The following is a 14,911-nucleotide window of genomic DNA, read 5'->3' as shown; positions in this document are numbered from 1 at the left end:
GGATAGGGTTGAGATGTGTTGTGAGCTCAACGGGCGCGAACATATCGCAATTTCCGGACCCAAACCATAGGGGAAAGCGCAGGACAACCGGTCGTGCGGGTCGCGCGTTGCGCGATGCTGCGCGGCCTTCCGGACGCGAGAAAACAGCGTGGCTCAGCGCTGCGTTTCGGGGTCGCCGCCCTCGACGCCGAGCTCCTCGGCGATCGCTTCGGACACGGCCTTCGCGACCACCGCCTCGATCTGCTCGCGCAGTGCGGGCGCGAGCTGGCGACTGTGCTCGAGCACCACGCTGGCGATCGCCTCGCGCAGGCGCTTGTCGAGGGTGAGATCGACGCGCTGCATGACGCGATGCACCAGCTGCTCCTCGTTCAGCTTCTCGCCTGCGGGCGGCGCGGCGCTGCCCGGCACCACTTCGGTGAGCGTGGGCACGAAACGGGGCGGAGTGCGCGAGGCCATCTCAGCGTGCCTGCCCCAGGTCGTGCCGCACGATGGCGTAGCCACGGTCGGCGTAGTGCTTCCAGCGCTGGCGCGCCTGGTTGCGATCGGCGTCGTCCTGCGTCACCACTTCGATGAGACGCTCGAAACGCTCGAAGCCGTCGGGCACGGCCTCGCCCAAGTTGACCAGCACCTGCTGGTGCGGCGCCGTGCGCGGCGCTTCGGCGAGCACGATGGGGCTGCGTGCCTGCACGCGCTGGCCCTGCGAGTCGCCGTGGCAGTGCGGCACGAATTCGAGCGCACCGAAAGTCCACAGGCTGGTATCCAGCTCACGCAGCAACTCCGGGCTGCCCGTCACCACGACCTGCGACCCGGCGCCGAACGCCTTGCGCAGCAAGCGACACGCGTAGCCCAGCTTGTCCGGCGCGTTGAAGTGGAACGCAACTTCCGTCATGGCTTCACCGGGCCGCGGCTGCCTTCCTTCGAGCAGGCCGCGGCGCTGCCTTGCTTGCGCGCGCGCCACCCCGGGCTTGCGACTGCGACAGGAGGTATTGAACCAGCAGGCCGACGGGCCGGCCGGTGGAACCCTTGGCCGCACCGCCCTTCCACGCTGTGCCCGCGATGTCCAGGTGCGCCCACGGGTACTTGGCGGCGAAGCGCTGCAGGAACTTGGCCGCCGTGATCGCGCCGCCGGGCCGCCCGGCCACGTTGGCCACATCGGCGAAATTGGTCTTCAGCCCTTCGCCGTATTCGTCGTCCAGCGGCATCCGCCAGCACAGGTCGAAGGCCGCGTCGCCGGCCTGCTGCAGCGCGCCGGCAAGTCCGTCGTCGGTGGAGAACAGGCCGCTGCGCACCCCGCCCAGCGCGATCACGCAAGCGCCCGTGAGCGTGGCGATGTCGACTACCGCGCGCGGCTTGAACTTCTCCGCGTACGTCAGCGCGTCGCACAGGATCAGCCGCCCTTCCGCGTCGGTGTTCAGCACCTCGATGGTCTGGCCGCTCATGCTGGTGACCACGTCCCCCGGCTTGAGCGCCCGCCCGTCGGGCAGGTTCTCGCAGCTGGGAATCAGCCCGATCACGTTGACCGCGGGACGGATGTCGCCCAGCGCACGGAAAGTGCCCAGCACGCTCGCGGCCCCGCCCATGTCGAACTTCATCTCGTCCATCTCGCCGGCCGGCTTGATGGAGATGCCGCCGCTGTCGAAGGTGATGCCCTTGCCCACCAGCACCACCGGCGATTCGGAGGCGGCTGCGCCCTGGTAGCGCAGCACGATGAAGCGCAGTGGCTCTTCCGAACCGCGCGCGACGGCCATGAAGGAGCCCATGCCCAGGCGGGCGACCTCCTTGGGGCCCAGCACCTCGCACTGGAAGCCGTGGGCCTTCGCCAGTTTCCTGGCCTCGTCACCGAGCCGGGTGGGCGTGGCCAGGTTGGGTGGCAGGTTGCCGAGTTCGCGCGCCAGTTCGATGCCATTGGCCGCTGCGCGCGCCGAATCGAAAGCGGCGCGCAGTTGCGCGGCGTCCTGCGCCACGGCGATGGTGACGCGATCCAGTTCCCGCCCTTCGGGCTTGCTCTTGGTCGCGACGTAGACGTAGCTCGCCTCGGCCGTGGCCGCGACGGCGGCCCGAACCGCATCGTCGCCCGCGTCCGGCGGCAGGCAGATGACGAGCCGCTTGATCGACTTGGAGCGCAGCCCCGACACCGCAGCCTGCACCGCGGCCTGCACGCGCTTGCCCGAGCCGTCGCCCGCGCCGGCCAGCACGACACGCCCGGCGGCCACGCCCGGCATGCGATAGGCCTGCAGCAGCTTGCCCGGCTTGGGTTCGAAGTCGCCGGCCTTGCGCGCGTCCTGCGCCAGCCGCGACAGCGGATCGCCCGATCCCTTGAAGTCCTCCGGCACCACCACCACCAGGGCATCGCATTTCTGTGCGGCCGCTTCGGCCAGCCCCAGGGTCTTGAGTTCGAAGTCCATAATCGACGGGTCTTTTCGTTCGCGAGTTCAGCGGTCCGCGCCGATGTTATTCCATTCCTCCCTGCGCAAAGAGCTGGCCCGGAGCTTCGGCGCGACGCTGGTGGTGCTGGTCACGATCGTCATGACGATGACCCTGATCCGCACGCTGGGCCAGGCCAACCGCGGCAGCGTCAACCCGCAGGAAATCATGATGGTCATGGGCTACACGGTGCTCGGTTACCTGCCGCCCATCCTCACGCTGTGCCTGTTCATCGCCATCGTCGGCACGCTCTCGCGCATGTACGGCGACAGCGAGATGGTGATCTGGTTCTCCGCCGGACGCGGCCTCTCCGCGTTGCTGCGGCCCTTGCTCGGATTCGCATGGCCCATCCTCGCGGCCGTGGCGGTCCTCGCACTCCTGGTCTGGCCCTGGGCCAACCGGCAGACGCAGGAACTGAAGGAGCGCTACGGCAGCCGCGGCGACCTGGAGCGGGTGGCGCCCGGCCAGTTCCAGGAATCGGCCAGCGGCACGCGCGTGTTCTTCCTGGACAAGGACACGCCGGACAACAAGTCGGGGAAGAACATCTTCATCTCCACCGTCGAGAAGGGAAAGCAGACGGTCACGGCGGCGAGGACCGGCCGCGTGGTGGCCGAAGGCGACCAGCAGTTCCTGCTGCTCTCCGACGGGCAGCGGCTGGAGACGGCCGTCGAAGGCGGCGAGTTGAAGGTGAGCGAGTTCCAGGAGCTGGGCAACCAGGTCGGCGCCGCGCGGCTCGGCCCGCAGGACAACCTGCCGACCAAGGCGCGTTCGACGATGGCCCTGGTTTCGGACCCCACGCAGAGCAACCTCGGCGAACTGGCCTGGCGCGTGGGCCTCGCGCTGGCCGCGTTCAACTTCGTGGTGATCGCCATCACGGTGTCGAGCGTGAATCCGCGTGCGGGCCGCAGCGGCAACCTGGTGTTCGCGCTGTTCGCCTTCATCGTCTACTTCAACCTGCTCAACCTGGGCCAGAGCTGGATCGCGTCGGGCCGCGTCGGGTTCGTCCCGTTCATGGCGGGCCTGCACGGAGGCGCCTTCCTGCTGGCGGCGCTGTGGCTCGGGAAACAGCACAACAACTGGGCGTTGCGGCGGCTCCAGCGGCCTGCGACGAGGGCCGCGCCTTGAAGACGATCCGCCGCCTCGTCTACCGCGAGGTGCTGGCCTCCGTGCTGTTCGTGGCGGCCGGCTTCCTGGCGCTGTTCTTCTTCTTCGACTTCGTCGAGGAACTGCCCAACGTGGGCCGTGGCGTCAGCCCCTATCGGCTGACGCAGGCGCTGCTTTACGTGACGCTGCTGCTGCCCAGCCATCTCTACGAGCTGATGCCCATCGCGGTGCTGATCGGAACGATCTTCGTGATGGCGCGTCTCGCGCAAAGTTCCGAATACACGATCCTGCGCACCAGCGGCCTGGGCCCGGGCCGGGCCCTTCGCACGTTGCTGGCGCTGGGACTGGTGTTCACCGGCCTGACGTTCGCGGCAGGCGACTACCTGGCGCCGGCCGCCGACAAAGCCGCGCAGCTGCTGCGCGCCCGCTACCAGGGCCGCATCAGCATCGGCCAGACCGGCGCGTGGTTGAAGGAGCGGCAGCAGCAATCCACGTACAACGTGAACGTCTCGGCGCTGGCGCCGGATGGTTCGATGCAGAACGTGCGGCTGTTCGAGGCCGACGAGCGCGGCTTCCTCGTGAGCATCACCGCGGCGCGGAAGGCCACCTTCGCCCGCGGCGGCTGGCTGCTGCACGACGCGGAGATCACCCGCTTCCTCACGCGTGGGAGCGCGCCGCGGGTGGAGCGCAGCACGCAGGCGGAAGTCCGCTGGAAGACCGAGATCACGCAGGAGATGGTGTCGGTGGCGCTGCTGCGGCCCAATCGCATGAGCACGCTCGACCTGTTCAACTACATCCAGCACCTGGAGCAGAACGGCCAGACCTCGCAGCGCTACGAGATCGAGTTCTGGCGGAAAGTGTTCTATCCGCTCAGCTGCCTGGTGATGGTGGTGCTGGCCCTTCCCTTCGCGTACCTGCATTTCCGCTCGGGCGGCATCACGACGTACGTGTTCGGCGGCGTGCTGATCGGCATCAGCTTCTTCCTGCTGAACAACGTGTTCGGCTACGTCGGCAACCTGCGCAACTGGTGGCCTTGGCTGACCGCCGCGGCGCCGGGGTTGCTCTATTCGCTGCTGTCGCTGGCCGCCTTCAGTTGGCTGGTCCTGCGACGATGACGCGGCCCGCGGTCATCCTGTTCGGGCACGGGTCGCGCGACCCGGCGTGGCGCGAGCCGATGGACGCACTCGCCCTTCGTATCAGCGAGCTCTCGCCGGACACGGCGGTGATTTGCGCGTTCCTGGAACTGCAGGCGCCCGATTTCGCCGCCGCCATGACGGAACTCGCGCGCGGCGGAGCGGACCGCGTCACGGTGCTGCCGATGTTCCTGGGCGTCGGCAAGCACGCGCGCAAGGACCTGCCGCGGCTGGTGGAAGCGGCGCGGGTCGCGCATCCCGGCGTCTCGGTCCACCTGCTGCCATCGGTTGGGGAGCGAGCGGACGTCCTCGACTTGCTCGCAAATGCCGTCCTGCAAGCCGACCCTTAGACTGATCCTGCATAATAGGTTCCTGCTTAAGATTCGTCTGGCATGAACCTGCACCAGTTCCGTTTCGTCCAGGAAGCCGCCCGCCGCAACCTCAACCTGACCGAGGCGGCCAAGGCCCTCCACACCTCCCAGCCCGGGGTCTCGAAGGCCATCATCGAACTGGAAGAGGAACTCGGGGTGGAGATCTTCGCCCGGCATGGCAAGCGCCTGAAGCGCATCACCGAACCCGGCCAGCACGTGCTGCGCAGCATCGAGCTGATCATGCGGGAGGTCGGCAACCTCAAACGCATCGGCGAGCAGTTCAGCGCGCAGGACAGCGGCACGCTCTCGATCGCGACGACGCACACGCAGGCGCGCTACGTGCTGCCGGTGCCCGTGGCCAAGCTGCGCGAGGCCTACCCCAAGGTCAACATCAGCCTGCACCAGGGCTCGCCCGACCAGGTGGCGCGGATGGTGATCGACGAGACGGCGGAAGTGGGCATCGCCACCGAATCGCTTTCCGACTACCAGGAGCTGGTCACCCTGCCCTGCTACGAATGGCAGCACGTGTTGGTGATGCCGCTGGACCATCCGCTGGTCAAGAAGGAGCGCATCAGCCTCGAGGACCTCGCGTCCGAACCGATCATCACGTACCACCCGTCCTTCACCGGCCGCACCCGCATCGACACGGCCTTCGCGCATCGCAAGCTGGAGCCGCGCATCGCGCTGGAAGCGATCGACTCCGACGTGATCAAGACCTACGTGCGCCTCGGCCTGGGCATCGGCATCGTGGCGGAGATGGCGGTGCGCGACGACGGCCAGAATGCGGACCTCGCCGTGCGGCCGCTCGGGACGCTGTTCGGACAGAACGTCGCCCGTGTCGCGTTCAAGCGCGGTGCATACCTGCGCAACTTCGTCTTCCAGTTCGCCGAGCTGCTGTCCAGCCGCCTCGACCGGAACCTGATCGCCAAGGCCATGACCGGCCACGTGAACGACTATGAGCTCTGATGCCACCGCCGTGCGGACGCCGTCCGTGCAGACCAAGCTGCCCAACGTCGGCACGACCATCTTCACCGTCATGTCCGCCCTCGCAACCGAGACGGGGGCCGTGAATCTCGGACAGGGATTCCCCGATTTCGAATGCGATCCGAAGCTGGTGCAGGCCGTCACCGACGCTATGACGCGCGGCCTGAACCAGTACCCCCCGATGACGGGCGTGCCCTCGCTGCGCGAGGCAGTCGCTTCCAAGGTGGAGGCGCTCTACGGACGCCGGTACGACTCGGGATCGGAAGTGACCATCACGGCCGGCGCCACGCAGGCCATCATCACGGCCATCCTCGCCGTCGTGCGTCCGGGCGACGAGGTCATCGTGCTGGAGCCCTGCTACGACAGCTACGTGCCGAACATCGAGCTGGCCGGCGGCACCGTGGTGCGCGTTCCGCTGGTGCCGGGCACCTTCCGCCCCGACTTCGACCGGATCGCGGCGGCGCTGACGCCGCGCACCCGCGCGATCCTGATCAACTCGCCGCACAACCCCAGCGCCACCGTCTGGACACGTGAGGAGATGCTGCGGCTGCAGGACCTGCTGGCGCCGACGGACGTGCTCCTGATCAGCGACGAGGTCTACGAGCACATGGTGTTCGACGGCCACCGGCACCAGAGCGCCGCGAGCTTTCCCGGATTGGCCGCACGCGCCTTCATCGTGTCCAGCTTCGGCAAGACCTTTCACGTGACGGGCTGGAAGGTCGGGTACGTGCTGGCACCCGCGCCGCTGAGCGCGGAATTCCGCAAGGTCCACCAGTTCAACGTGTTCACCGTGAACACGCCGGTCCAGCACGGCCTGGCGGCGTACATGGCCCGGCCGGAGCCCTATCTCGAGTTGCCGGCGTTCTACCAGCGCAAGCGTGACCTCTTCCGCGATGGGCTGCGCAAGACGCGCCTTCGCATGCTGCCCAGCGAGGGCAGCTACTTCCAGTGCGTCGACATCTCGGCCGTGAGCGACCTGCGGGAAGACGAGTTCTGCCTGTGGCTCACGCGCGAGATCGGCGTCGCGGCCATCCCGCTGTCCGCGTTCTACGGCGGCGGTTTCGACCAGCGCGTCGTGCGGTTCTGCTTCGCCAAGCGCGACGAGACCCTGCAAGAAGCCCTGGCTCGGCTGGCCCGGCTGTAGCGCCGGCGCACTGAAGCCCCAGAGCGCGATGTAGGACGCCGCCTGCACCCGCGACGTGCATCGGCACTGCGGGCTCATCACGCCGGCTGACACTCAGCCGTTCGGCGGCGCCCGGACAATCCGTCTCTTTTGGGCAATCACATGAAACGCAGAACCGCAATGGGTGCGCTCGCCTCGCTGGTGCTGGGCGCCTGCGGGGGCGGTGGTGGTGGGAGCGCCTTTGAAACGGCCGCGACCGCGCCCGCGCCACAGGCCAGCGCTTTTGCGGGGTCCAGCAACATCGCCGCGTGGGGCGACTCGCACACCACAGGGCTGCCGGGCCGCGCCGACGTGCCCGGCTACGCAGCGTTGCTCAGGCAGATTGCCACAGGCCGGCAGGTTTTCGTCGGCGGAAGCGCCGGACTGACGTCGACGCAGATCGCCAACCTGCAGGCGGCGGACAACGCCCACGACAACTGGGTGAACGTGTTCTGGTATGGCGGCAACAACCAGACGCAGGCCGCCACCATCAAGGCCGACCTGGCCCGCTCCATCGCGTCGCTGGCGCCTGGCAACGACCGCTACCTCGTGCTGGGAGTCACCAACCAGGCAACGCCGGCGGAACGCCGCGGCGGACGGGACTACGGCGACATCGTGCAGCTCAATGCTGACCTGGCGGCGCAATACGGCGACCGTTTCTTTGACGTGCGTACGCACCTGGTCGGACTGTTCGATCCGGTCAATCCGCTGGATGTCGTCGACCACGGTGACGATGTCGTGCCGGCGTCCCTGCGCGCCGACGGCGTGCACCTCAACGCCGCCGGCTACACGGCCGTCGCGCGCAGGGTGCTGGAGATCATCGTGGCCAAGGGCTGGTGACACTCTCCGCCTCGGCCCGACCATAATCGGCCGGTCTGCAGGAGGTCGCGTGGCCCAGTACTGGCTCATGAAATCCGAACCCGACGACGTGTCGGTCGACGATGCACTCGCCGCGCCGAAATCCACCGTGCCGTGGACCGGCGTGCGCGGCTACCAGGCGCGCAACTTCATGCGCGACGTGATGCGCATCGATGACGGCGTGCTGTTCTACCACTCCAGCTGCGCCGAGCCGGGCATCGTCGGCATCGCGCGGGTGGCTTCGACGCCGTATCCCGACCCCACGCAGTTCGACCCGTCCTCGCCCTACTTCGATCCGGATTCGAAGAAGGAGTCGCCGCGCTGGACCCTGGTGGACGTGCAGGTGCTGAAGAAGACCCGCAACCTCACGCTGCCGGAGATGCGCTCTATCCCGGAACTGGCGGACATGGTGGTGCTGAAGAAGGGCAACCGGCTGTCGATCACGCCGGTGGAGCCGAAGCACTGGCGGTTCATCACCAGGCTTCTCGGCGCCTAGCGCGACGCGCATGAAAAAAGCCGCCCGGGTGGGGCGGCTTTTCCTTTGCAGAAGGGTGGCGCCTTACTCGCTGGAGATTTCCTCCGGCTCCGGCTTGGCCTTGCCTTCCTTCTTCGGCAAGGGCTGGATGTCCAGCTGGACCTCCTCCTTGTCGTCCAGGTCCACCGTGAGGCGGCCGCCTTCCGTGAGCCGGCCGAACAGCAGTTCGTCGGCCAGCGCCCGGCGGATCGTGTCCTGGATCAGGCGCTGCATCGGGCGCGCGCCCATGAGCGGATCGAAGCCCTTCTTGGCCAGGTGCTTGCGCAGCTGGTCGGTGAAGGTGACTTCCACCTTCTTCTCGGCCAGTTGCTGCTCCAGCACGAGCAGGAACTTGTCGACCACGCGCAGGATGACCTGCTCGTCGAGCGCCTTGAAGCTGACCATCGCGTCCAGGCGGTTGCGGAACTCCGGCGTGAACAGGCGCTTGATGTCGGCCATCTCGTCGCCCGACTCACGCGGGTTGGTGAAGCCGATGGTCGCCTTGTTCATCGTCTCGGCGCCGGCGTTCGTCGTCATGATGATGATGACGTTGCGGAAGTCAGCCTTGCGCCCGTTGTTGTCCGTCAACGTACCGTGGTCCATCACCTGCAGCAGCACGTTGAAGATGTCCGGGTGCGCCTTTTCGATCTCGTCGAGCAGCAGCACCGCGTGCGGCTTCTTCGTGATGGCCTCGGTAAGCAGGCCGCCCTGGTCGAAGCCCACGTAGCCGGGAGGCGCGCCGATCAGGCGCGACACCGCATGGCGCTCCATGTACTCCGACATGTCGAAGCGGATCAGCTCGATGCCCATGATGTAGGCGAGCTGCTTGGCGGCTTCCGTCTTGCCGACGCCCGTCGGGCCGGAGAACAGGAACGAGCCGATCGGCTTGTCGCCCTTGCCCAGGCCCGAGCGCGCCATCTTCACGGCGCCCGCGAGGACTTCCAGCGCCTTGTCCTGGCCGAACACGACGGACTTCAGGTCGCGCTCGATGGTCTGCAGCTTGCCGCGGTCGTCGTTGGACACGTTGGCGGGCGGAATGCGCGCGATCTTGGCCACGATCTCCTCGACCTCGGCCTTGGAGATGGTCTTCTTGCGCTTGCCCGCCGGCAGGATGCGCTGCGCCGCGCCGGCCTCGTCGATCACGTCGATGGCCTTGTCGGGCAGGTGCCGGTCGTTGATGTACTTGGCGCTCAGCTCGGCCGCCGCCTGCAGGGCGTTGGACGCGTACTTGACGCTGTGGTGCTCCTCGAAGCGGGATTTCAGGCCCTTGAGGATCTCGATCGTCTGCTCGACGGTCGGCTCCACCACGTCGACCTTCTGGAAGCGCCGCGAGAGGGCCGCGTCCTTCTCGAAGATGCCACGGTACTCGGTGAATGTGGTCGCGCCGATGCACTTGAGCTGGCCGCTGGAGAGCGCCGGCTTGAGCAGGTTGGACGCGTCCAGCGTGCCGCCCGAAGCCGCGCCGGCGCCGATCAGGGTGTGGATCTCGTCGATGAACAGGATCGCGTTGGGCTTGTCCTTGAGAGACTTGAGCACGCCCTTCAGGCGCTGCTCGAAATCGCCGCGGTACTTGGTACCCGCCAGCAGCGCGCCCATGTCCAGCGAGTACACGTTGGACTCGGCCAGGATCTCGGGCACGTCCTTCTGGACGATGCGCCAGGCCAGGCCCTCGGCGATGGCGGTCTTGCCCACGCCGGCCTCACCCACCAGCAGCGGGTTGTTCTTGCGGCGGCGGCACAGGATCTGGATCACGCGCTCGACCTCGTACTCGCGGCCGATCAGCGGATCGATCTTGCCGTCCTTGGCCGCCTGGTTGAGGTTCTGCGTGAACTGCTCCAGCGGCGAGGCCTTCTCGCTCTTCTCGCCGCCTTCCTCGCCGTCGCCCGACGACGATTCGCCGCTCTTGGCCGGCTCGGGCGGGTCGCTCTTCTTGATGCCGTGGGCGATGAAGTTGACCACGTCCAGCCGCGTCACGCCCTGCTGGTGCAGGTAGTACACGGCGTGCGAATCCTTCTCCCCGAAGATGGCGACCAGCACGTTCGCGCCGGTGACCTCCTTCTTGCCGTTGCCGGTGGACTGCACATGCATGATCGCGCGCTGGATCACGCGCTGGAAACCCAGCGTGGGCTGGGTGTCGACATCGTCCGTCCCGGCGACCTGCGGCGTGTTGTCCTTGATGAAGTTGGACAGCGACTTGCGAAGGTCGTCGATGTTCGCCGAGCATGCCCGGAGCACTTCCGCCGCGCTGGGGTTGTCCAGCAGGGCCAACAGCAGGTGTTCCACGGTGATGAACTCGTGGCGCTGCTGCCGCGCCTCCACGAATGCCATGTGGAGGCTGACTTCCAATTCCTGGGCAATCATGAACTTTCCTTTTTGCCTACTTTCAATCTACGAGCGTTTGGACCCGCTTTTACTCGACGGGTTCACTGACGCACTGCAACGGGTGCCCCGCCTGGCGGGCCGCCTCCTGCACCTGCTCGACCTTGGTCGCCGCCACGTCCCGCGAATACACGCCGCAGATGCCTTTTCCGTCCAGGTGGATCTTGAGCATGATCTGCGTGGCCGTTTCGCGGTCCTTGTTGAAGAACTCCTGGATCACCACCACCACGAACTCCATCGGCGTGTAGTCGTCGTTGAGCATGACGACCTGGTACATCTGGGGCGGCTTGGTTTTCTGGGTACGCCGCTCGAGCACCACGGAGCCGCCGTCGTCGTCCAGCGGCCGCGTTTTCGGCGCGACCGGGGCAGGCACGGGTGGTTTGCTGGCCATGAAATTCATTCTATCGAGCAGCCCTTTGCACTGCACCGCAAAAGTGAAATGGTGACGGCAACGCGACATTCAAGCGAAGGCCTACCACCTCGCTCCGGAAAGCGGCTGCGATGAATGAACGCGGCGCTTCATTGTCCCAGCGCGACGGCAGTGGCCCGGGACAACAGGCCCTTTGGGGCCATCGAAACTTTAGTATGTGAAAATGTTGACAGCCTCCATCCGAATCCCGGACACTCGCGAGTCGTAACGAGGAACAACAAAGAGGGCCTGCCATGGCGACCGGTACTGTCAAGTGGTTCAACGACGCGAAGGGGTTCGGCTTCATCGAGCCTGACGGCGGCGGTTCCGACGTCTTCGCGCACTTCTCCGCGATCGCGATGGAAGGCTTCAAGACGCTCAAGCAGGGTTCGCGCGTCACGTTCGAGATCACCCAGGGTCCCAAGGGCCAGCTCGCCCAGAACATCCACGCCGAAGTGCAGCCCATCCAGACGCAGCCTGCCGCGCACGGCGAGCGGCCGCCGCGTCAGTCCAAGGTTCGGGCGCCGCAGTTCCACGCCCCCTCGCAAAGGAGCGACCTCTCCGCCGACTGAAGCCGCCGCGACCATGAAGAAAGCCGCCCGAGGGCGGCTTTTTCGTTGCCGGAAGCGGCCGTGGGCCGCCGCGCAGGCGTCACATGTGGTCGATCATGACCTGGCCGAAACCAGAGCAGCTGACCTGGGTGGCGCCGTCCATCAGGCGCGCGAAGTCGTAGGTGACCTTCTTGGACTGGATGGCCTTTTCCATCGAGCTGATGATCAGGTCGGCCGCCTCGGTCCAGCCCATGTGGCGCAGCATCATCTCGGCCGAGAGGATCTCCGAACCCGGGTTGACGTAGTCCTTGCCGGCGTACTTGGGCGCGGTGCCGTGCGTGGCTTCGAACATCGCCACCGTATCGCTCAGGTTGGCGCCCGGCGCGATGCCGATGCCGCCGACCTGCGCGGCCAGCGCGTCGGAGATGTAGTCGCCGTTGAGGTTGAGCGTGGCGATCACGCTGTACTCGGCCGGCCGCAGCAGGATCTGCTGCAGGAAGGCGTCGGCGATGCTGTCCTTGACGACGATGTCCCTGCCCGTCTTCGGGTTCTTGAACTTGCACCACGGGCCGCCGTCGATCGGCTGCGCGCCGAACTCGCGCTGCGCCAGCGCGTAGCCCCAGTCACGGAAGCCGCCTTCCGTGAACTTCATGATGTTGCCCTTGTGCACGAGCGTCACGCTGGGCTTGTCGTTGTCGATGGCGTACTGGATCGCCTTGCGCACCAGGCGCTCGGTGCCTTCGACCGAGACCGGCTTGATGCCGATGGCGGACGTCTTCGGAAAGCGGATCTTCTTGACGGCCATTTCCTCGGTCAGGAACTGGATGACCTTCTTTGCCTTGTCCGTGTTGGCCTCGTACTCGATGCCCGCGTAGATGTCCTCCGAGTTCTCGCGGAAGATGATCATATTGGTCTTCTCCGGCTCCTTCAGCGGCGAGGGAACGCCCTTGAAGTACTGGATCGGGCGCAGGCAGACGTACAGGTCCAGCTCCTGGCGCAGGGCCACGTTCAGCGAACGGATGCCGCCGCCGACGGGCGTGGTCAGCGGGCCCTTGATGGACACCACGTACTCGCGCGCGACCTTCAAGGTCTCCTCGGGCAGCCACACGTCGGGGCCGTACACCTTGGTGGACTTCTCGCCGGCGTAGATCTCCATCCAGTGGATCTTGCGCTTGCCGCCGTAGGACTTGGCCACCGCGGCGTCCACCACCTTCAGCATCACCGGCGTGATGTCCATGCCGGTGCCGTCGCCCTCGATGTACGGAATGATCGGCTGGTCCGGCACGTTCAGCGACGTGTCGGCGTTGACGGTGATCTTCTGGCCCTGATTGGGCACCTTGATGTGCTGGTACATGGGGGAAAGTCTCTAGGAAGATTGGGAAGCGCGTTGCCTGCGGCAAACCGGCCGATTCTAGCCCCTCGCCCCGCCGCCGACCCCCGCGCGGATCCGGGGCAAGCCCGGGGACTGTCAACCGATCAGCCACCGGCCGCGTTGGCGAAGGGCTTCCCCCTCCGGGGAGGTGATCCGTGAAAACCACATCCTCAGAGGACTGAATCAATGAACAAGCTGCTCGCCGCCCTCGTGGCCGCCTTCGCCACCGTCTCCTTCGCGCAGACGGCCGCTCCCGCCGCCGCCACCGCCGCCCCGAAGGCTGAGGCGAAGGCAGAAGCCAAGGCGGAGAAGAAGGAAGCCAAGGCCGACGCGAAGGTGAAGGCTGCCAAGGCCGACGCCAAGGCTGAGAAGAAGGTCGCCGTCGCCGACAAGAAGGCTACCGCCGAGAAGAAGGCCGACAAGACGGCCAAGGCCGAGACCAAGAAGGAAGAAGCCAAGAAGTAATCGGCTTCCCGCTTCAGGCGCAAACGCCCGCCCCGCGCGGGCGTTTCGCTTTGGGGATGGCCCACAATCGCGCCCATGAGACCCGCCCGCATCGCGCTCGCCCTGCTGTTGGCCGCCGCGCCTGCCTTCGCCCAGGAGGAGCCCCAGACCGACCTCCCCCGTGTCGAGCTCTCCGCAGGCATGCACAAGATCGAGGCCCAGATCGCCCGCACGCCCAGCCAGACGGCCACGGGCCTGATGTGGCGCAAGCAGATGCCGCAGCACGAGGGCATGCTGTTCGTCTTCCCCCAGGCCTTCCCGCAATGCTTCTGGATGAAGAACACCCTGCTGCCTCTGTCGGCCGCATTCATCGAGGACGACGGCACCATCGTCAACATCGCCGACATGCAGGCCCAATCGCTCGAATCTCACTGCTCGCTCAAGCCCGTGCGCTACGTGCTTGAGATGAACCAGGGCTGGTTCGCCAAACGCGGCATCAAGCCCGGCATGAAACTCGCCGGCCCACCATTCCAAAGGTAGCCATCAACAAAGGACAAGGCCCGCTTTCGCGGGCCTTGTACCTGTTGGAGCGAAGCGGTTCCTCGGTTATCCGAAGTTCTTCGCCGCGAATTCCCAGTTCACCAGCTTGTCCAGGAACGTCTCGACGAACTTCTGGCGCAGGTTGCGGTAGTCGATGTAGTACGCGTGCTCCCACACGTCCACCGTCAGCACCGCCTTGTCCGGCGTCGTCAGCGGCGTGCCCGCGGCGCCCGTGTTGACGATGTCCAGGCCGCCGTCCGGCTTCTTCACCAGCCAGGTCCAGCCCGAGCCGAAGTTGCCCACGGCGGACTTCACGAAAGCCTCGCGGAAGGCCGCGTAGCTGCCCCACTTCTTCTGGATCGCCTGCGCCAGCGCGCCGGTGGGCTCGCCGCCGCCGTTGGGCTTCATGCAGTTCCAGAAGAAGGTGTGGTTCCAGACCTGGGCCGAGTTGTTGTAGATGCCGCCGGAGGATTTCTTGATGATCTCCTCCAGCGTCATGTTCTCGTACTCGGTGCCCTTCTGCAGGTTGTTCAGGTTCACCACGTACGCGTTGTGGTGCTTGCCGTGATGGAACTCCAGGGTTTCCTTGGAATAGTGCGGCGCCAGCGAATCGATCGGGTACGGGAGCGGGGGCAGGGTGTGTTCCATGGGATTCCTCGAGTTGGT

General features: G+C 66.4%; 17 protein-coding genes. 10 read left to right on the top strand and 7 right to left on the bottom strand.

All coding sequences use genetic code 11. The features are described from left to right. Window positions 1–153: 153 nt before the first annotated feature. Genes EZ313_RS20500 through EZ313_RS20490 form a run of 3 tightly spaced genes read right to left on the bottom strand, consistent with a single transcriptional unit; the run spans window position 154 to window position 2,405 of the window. A complete protein-coding gene (locus EZ313_RS20500) occupies window positions 154–456 on the bottom strand; it encodes a hypothetical protein (RefSeq protein WP_135265165.1) in 303 nt (100 codons plus the stop codon). A 1-nt stretch (window position 457) separates the two neighbouring features. Next, the gene (locus EZ313_RS20495) at window positions 458–889 is read right to left on the bottom strand and encodes a DNA polymerase III subunit chi (protein ID WP_135265164.1); all 432 of its coding nucleotides are present in this window, start codon (window positions 887–889) and stop codon (window positions 458–460) included. A gap of 4 nt (window positions 890–893) precedes the next feature. Then, a complete protein-coding gene (locus EZ313_RS20490) occupies window positions 894–2,405 on the bottom strand; it encodes a leucyl aminopeptidase (RefSeq protein WP_135265163.1) in 1,512 nt (503 codons plus the stop codon). A gap of 43 nt (window positions 2,406–2,448) precedes the next feature. On the opposite strand from EZ313_RS20490, the gene lptF reads away from it, so the two are divergent. From lptF to EZ313_RS20455, 7 genes are all read left to right on the top strand, one after another. Continuing rightward, window positions 2,449–3,549 carry an LPS export ABC transporter permease LptF gene (gene lptF / locus EZ313_RS20485; protein WP_135265162.1) on the top strand — a complete coding sequence of 367 codons (1,101 nt, stop codon included), beginning with the start codon at window positions 2,449–2,451 and terminating at the stop codon, window positions 3,547–3,549. Continuing rightward, window positions 3,546–4,643: an LPS export ABC transporter permease LptG gene (gene lptG, locus EZ313_RS20480; RefSeq protein WP_135265161.1), complete on the top strand. Its 1,098-nt coding sequence runs from the start codon at window positions 3,546–3,548 to the stop codon at window positions 4,641–4,643. The genes lptF and lptG overlap by 4 nt, the downstream gene beginning before the upstream one ends. After that, window positions 4,640–5,011 carry a sirohydrochlorin chelatase gene (locus EZ313_RS20475; protein ID WP_135265160.1) on the top strand — a complete coding sequence of 124 codons (372 nt, stop codon included), beginning with the start codon at window positions 4,640–4,642 and terminating at the stop codon, window positions 5,009–5,011. Before lptG ends, EZ313_RS20475 begins: the two co-directional genes overlap by 4 nt. 42 nt (window positions 5,012–5,053) lie before the next feature. Then, the gene (locus EZ313_RS20470) at window positions 5,054–5,998 is read left to right on the top strand and encodes a CysB family HTH-type transcriptional regulator (RefSeq protein ID WP_135265159.1); all 945 of its coding nucleotides are present in this window, start codon (window positions 5,054–5,056) and stop codon (window positions 5,996–5,998) included. Next, the gene (locus EZ313_RS20465) at window positions 5,988–7,160 is read left to right on the top strand and encodes a pyridoxal phosphate-dependent aminotransferase (protein ID WP_135265158.1); all 1,173 of its coding nucleotides are present in this window, start codon (window positions 5,988–5,990) and stop codon (window positions 7,158–7,160) included. Before EZ313_RS20470 ends, EZ313_RS20465 begins: the two co-directional genes overlap by 11 nt. A gap of 141 nt (window positions 7,161–7,301) precedes the next feature. Beyond that, a complete protein-coding gene (locus tag EZ313_RS20460; protein WP_135265157.1) occupies window positions 7,302–8,018 on the top strand; it encodes an SGNH/GDSL hydrolase family protein in 717 nt (238 codons plus the stop codon). 49 nt (window positions 8,019–8,067) lie between these two features. Beyond that, a complete protein-coding gene (locus EZ313_RS20455) occupies window positions 8,068–8,532 on the top strand; it encodes an EVE domain-containing protein (protein WP_135265156.1) in 465 nt (154 codons plus the stop codon). Between the two features lie 63 nt (window positions 8,533–8,595). On the opposite strand, the gene clpA is transcribed toward EZ313_RS20455, so the two are convergent. Both clpA and clpS read right to left on the bottom strand, forming a co-directional pair. Beyond that, window positions 8,596–10,911, bottom strand: coding sequence for an ATP-dependent Clp protease ATP-binding subunit ClpA (gene clpA / locus EZ313_RS20450; protein ID WP_135265155.1), 2,316 nt, complete (start codon window positions 10,909–10,911; stop codon window positions 8,596–8,598). A 49-nt stretch (window positions 10,912–10,960) separates the two neighbouring features. After that, the gene (gene clpS, locus EZ313_RS20445; protein ID WP_135265154.1) at window positions 10,961–11,329 is read right to left on the bottom strand and encodes an ATP-dependent Clp protease adapter ClpS; all 369 of its coding nucleotides are present in this window, start codon (window positions 11,327–11,329) and stop codon (window positions 10,961–10,963) included. Window positions 11,330–11,592: 263 nt separating this feature from the next. Between clpS and EZ313_RS23730 the strand changes: the two genes are divergently transcribed. After that, window positions 11,593–11,910: a cold-shock protein gene (locus EZ313_RS23730; RefSeq protein WP_135265153.1), complete on the top strand. Its 318-nt coding sequence runs from the start codon at window positions 11,593–11,595 to the stop codon at window positions 11,908–11,910. Between the two features lie 79 nt (window positions 11,911–11,989). Here the strand turns inward: EZ313_RS23730 and icd are convergent, their stop codons facing one another. Next, window positions 11,990–13,243, bottom strand: coding sequence for an NADP-dependent isocitrate dehydrogenase (icd, locus tag EZ313_RS20435; RefSeq protein ID WP_135265152.1), 1,254 nt, complete (start codon window positions 13,241–13,243; stop codon window positions 11,990–11,992). A gap of 204 nt (window positions 13,244–13,447) precedes the next feature. Between icd and EZ313_RS20430 the strand changes: the two genes are divergently transcribed. Both EZ313_RS20430 and EZ313_RS20425 read left to right on the top strand, forming a co-directional pair. Next, window positions 13,448–13,726: a hypothetical protein gene (locus EZ313_RS20430; protein ID WP_135265151.1), complete on the top strand. Its 279-nt coding sequence runs from the start codon at window positions 13,448–13,450 to the stop codon at window positions 13,724–13,726. Between the two features lie 75 nt (window positions 13,727–13,801). Continuing rightward, on the top strand, window positions 13,802–14,245 hold the full coding sequence (locus tag EZ313_RS20425) for a DUF192 domain-containing protein (protein WP_135265150.1): 444 nt from the start codon (window positions 13,802–13,804) through the stop codon (window positions 14,243–14,245). A 66-nt stretch (window positions 14,246–14,311) separates the two neighbouring features. Here EZ313_RS20425 and EZ313_RS20420 read toward each other — a convergent pair whose 3' ends face one another. Further along, window positions 14,312–14,893, bottom strand: a complete 582-nt coding sequence (locus EZ313_RS20420; RefSeq protein ID WP_135265149.1) for a superoxide dismutase — start codon at window positions 14,891–14,893, stop codon at window positions 14,312–14,314. Window positions 14,894–14,911 lie beyond the last annotated feature (18 nt).

Origin of the sequence: Ramlibacter henchirensis (assembly GCF_004682015.1) — a bacterium.
GTDB classification, from domain to species: domain Bacteria; phylum Pseudomonadota; class Gammaproteobacteria; order Burkholderiales; family Burkholderiaceae_C; genus Ramlibacter; species Ramlibacter henchirensis.
This window is presented reverse-complemented; position numbering and strand designations above follow the sequence as displayed.

What these genes read in the sequence shown, in the direction of transcription:
- EZ313_RS23730 (WP_135265153.1), top strand. Translation starts at nt 11,593, where the DNA reads ATGGCGACCGGTACTGTCAAGTGGTTCAACGACGCGAAGGGGTTCGGC.
- EZ313_RS20495 (WP_135265164.1), bottom strand. Translation starts at nt 889, where the DNA reads ATGACGGAAGTTGCGTTCCACTTCAACGCGCCGGACAAGCTGGGCTAC.
- EZ313_RS20425 (WP_135265150.1), top strand. Translation starts at nt 13,802, where the DNA reads ATGAGACCCGCCCGCATCGCGCTCGCCCTGCTGTTGGCCGCCGCGCCT.
- EZ313_RS20500 (WP_135265165.1), bottom strand. Translation starts at nt 456, where the DNA reads ATGGCCTCGCGCACTCCGCCCCGTTTCGTGCCCACGCTCACCGAAGTG.
- EZ313_RS20460 (WP_135265157.1), top strand. Translation starts at nt 7,302, where the DNA reads ATGAAACGCAGAACCGCAATGGGTGCGCTCGCCTCGCTGGTGCTGGGC.
- icd (WP_135265152.1), bottom strand. Translation starts at nt 13,243, where the DNA reads ATGTACCAGCACATCAAGGTGCCCAATCAGGGCCAGAAGATCACCGTC.
- EZ313_RS20470 (WP_135265159.1), top strand. Translation starts at nt 5,054, where the DNA reads ATGAACCTGCACCAGTTCCGTTTCGTCCAGGAAGCCGCCCGCCGCAAC.
- clpS (WP_135265154.1), bottom strand. Translation starts at nt 11,329, where the DNA reads ATGAATTTCATGGCCAGCAAACCACCCGTGCCTGCCCCGGTCGCGCCG.
- lptF (WP_135265162.1), top strand. Translation starts at nt 2,449, where the DNA reads ATGTTATTCCATTCCTCCCTGCGCAAAGAGCTGGCCCGGAGCTTCGGC.
- EZ313_RS20475 (WP_135265160.1), top strand. Translation starts at nt 4,640, where the DNA reads ATGACGCGGCCCGCGGTCATCCTGTTCGGGCACGGGTCGCGCGACCCG.
- EZ313_RS20430 (WP_135265151.1), top strand. Translation starts at nt 13,448, where the DNA reads ATGAACAAGCTGCTCGCCGCCCTCGTGGCCGCCTTCGCCACCGTCTCC.
- clpA (WP_135265155.1), bottom strand. Translation starts at nt 10,911, where the DNA reads ATGATTGCCCAGGAATTGGAAGTCAGCCTCCACATGGCATTCGTGGAG.
- EZ313_RS20490 (WP_135265163.1), bottom strand. Translation starts at nt 2,405, where the DNA reads ATGGACTTCGAACTCAAGACCCTGGGGCTGGCCGAAGCGGCCGCACAG.
- EZ313_RS20465 (WP_135265158.1), top strand. Translation starts at nt 5,988, where the DNA reads ATGAGCTCTGATGCCACCGCCGTGCGGACGCCGTCCGTGCAGACCAAG.
- EZ313_RS20420 (WP_135265149.1), bottom strand. Translation starts at nt 14,893, where the DNA reads ATGGAACACACCCTGCCCCCGCTCCCGTACCCGATCGATTCGCTGGCG.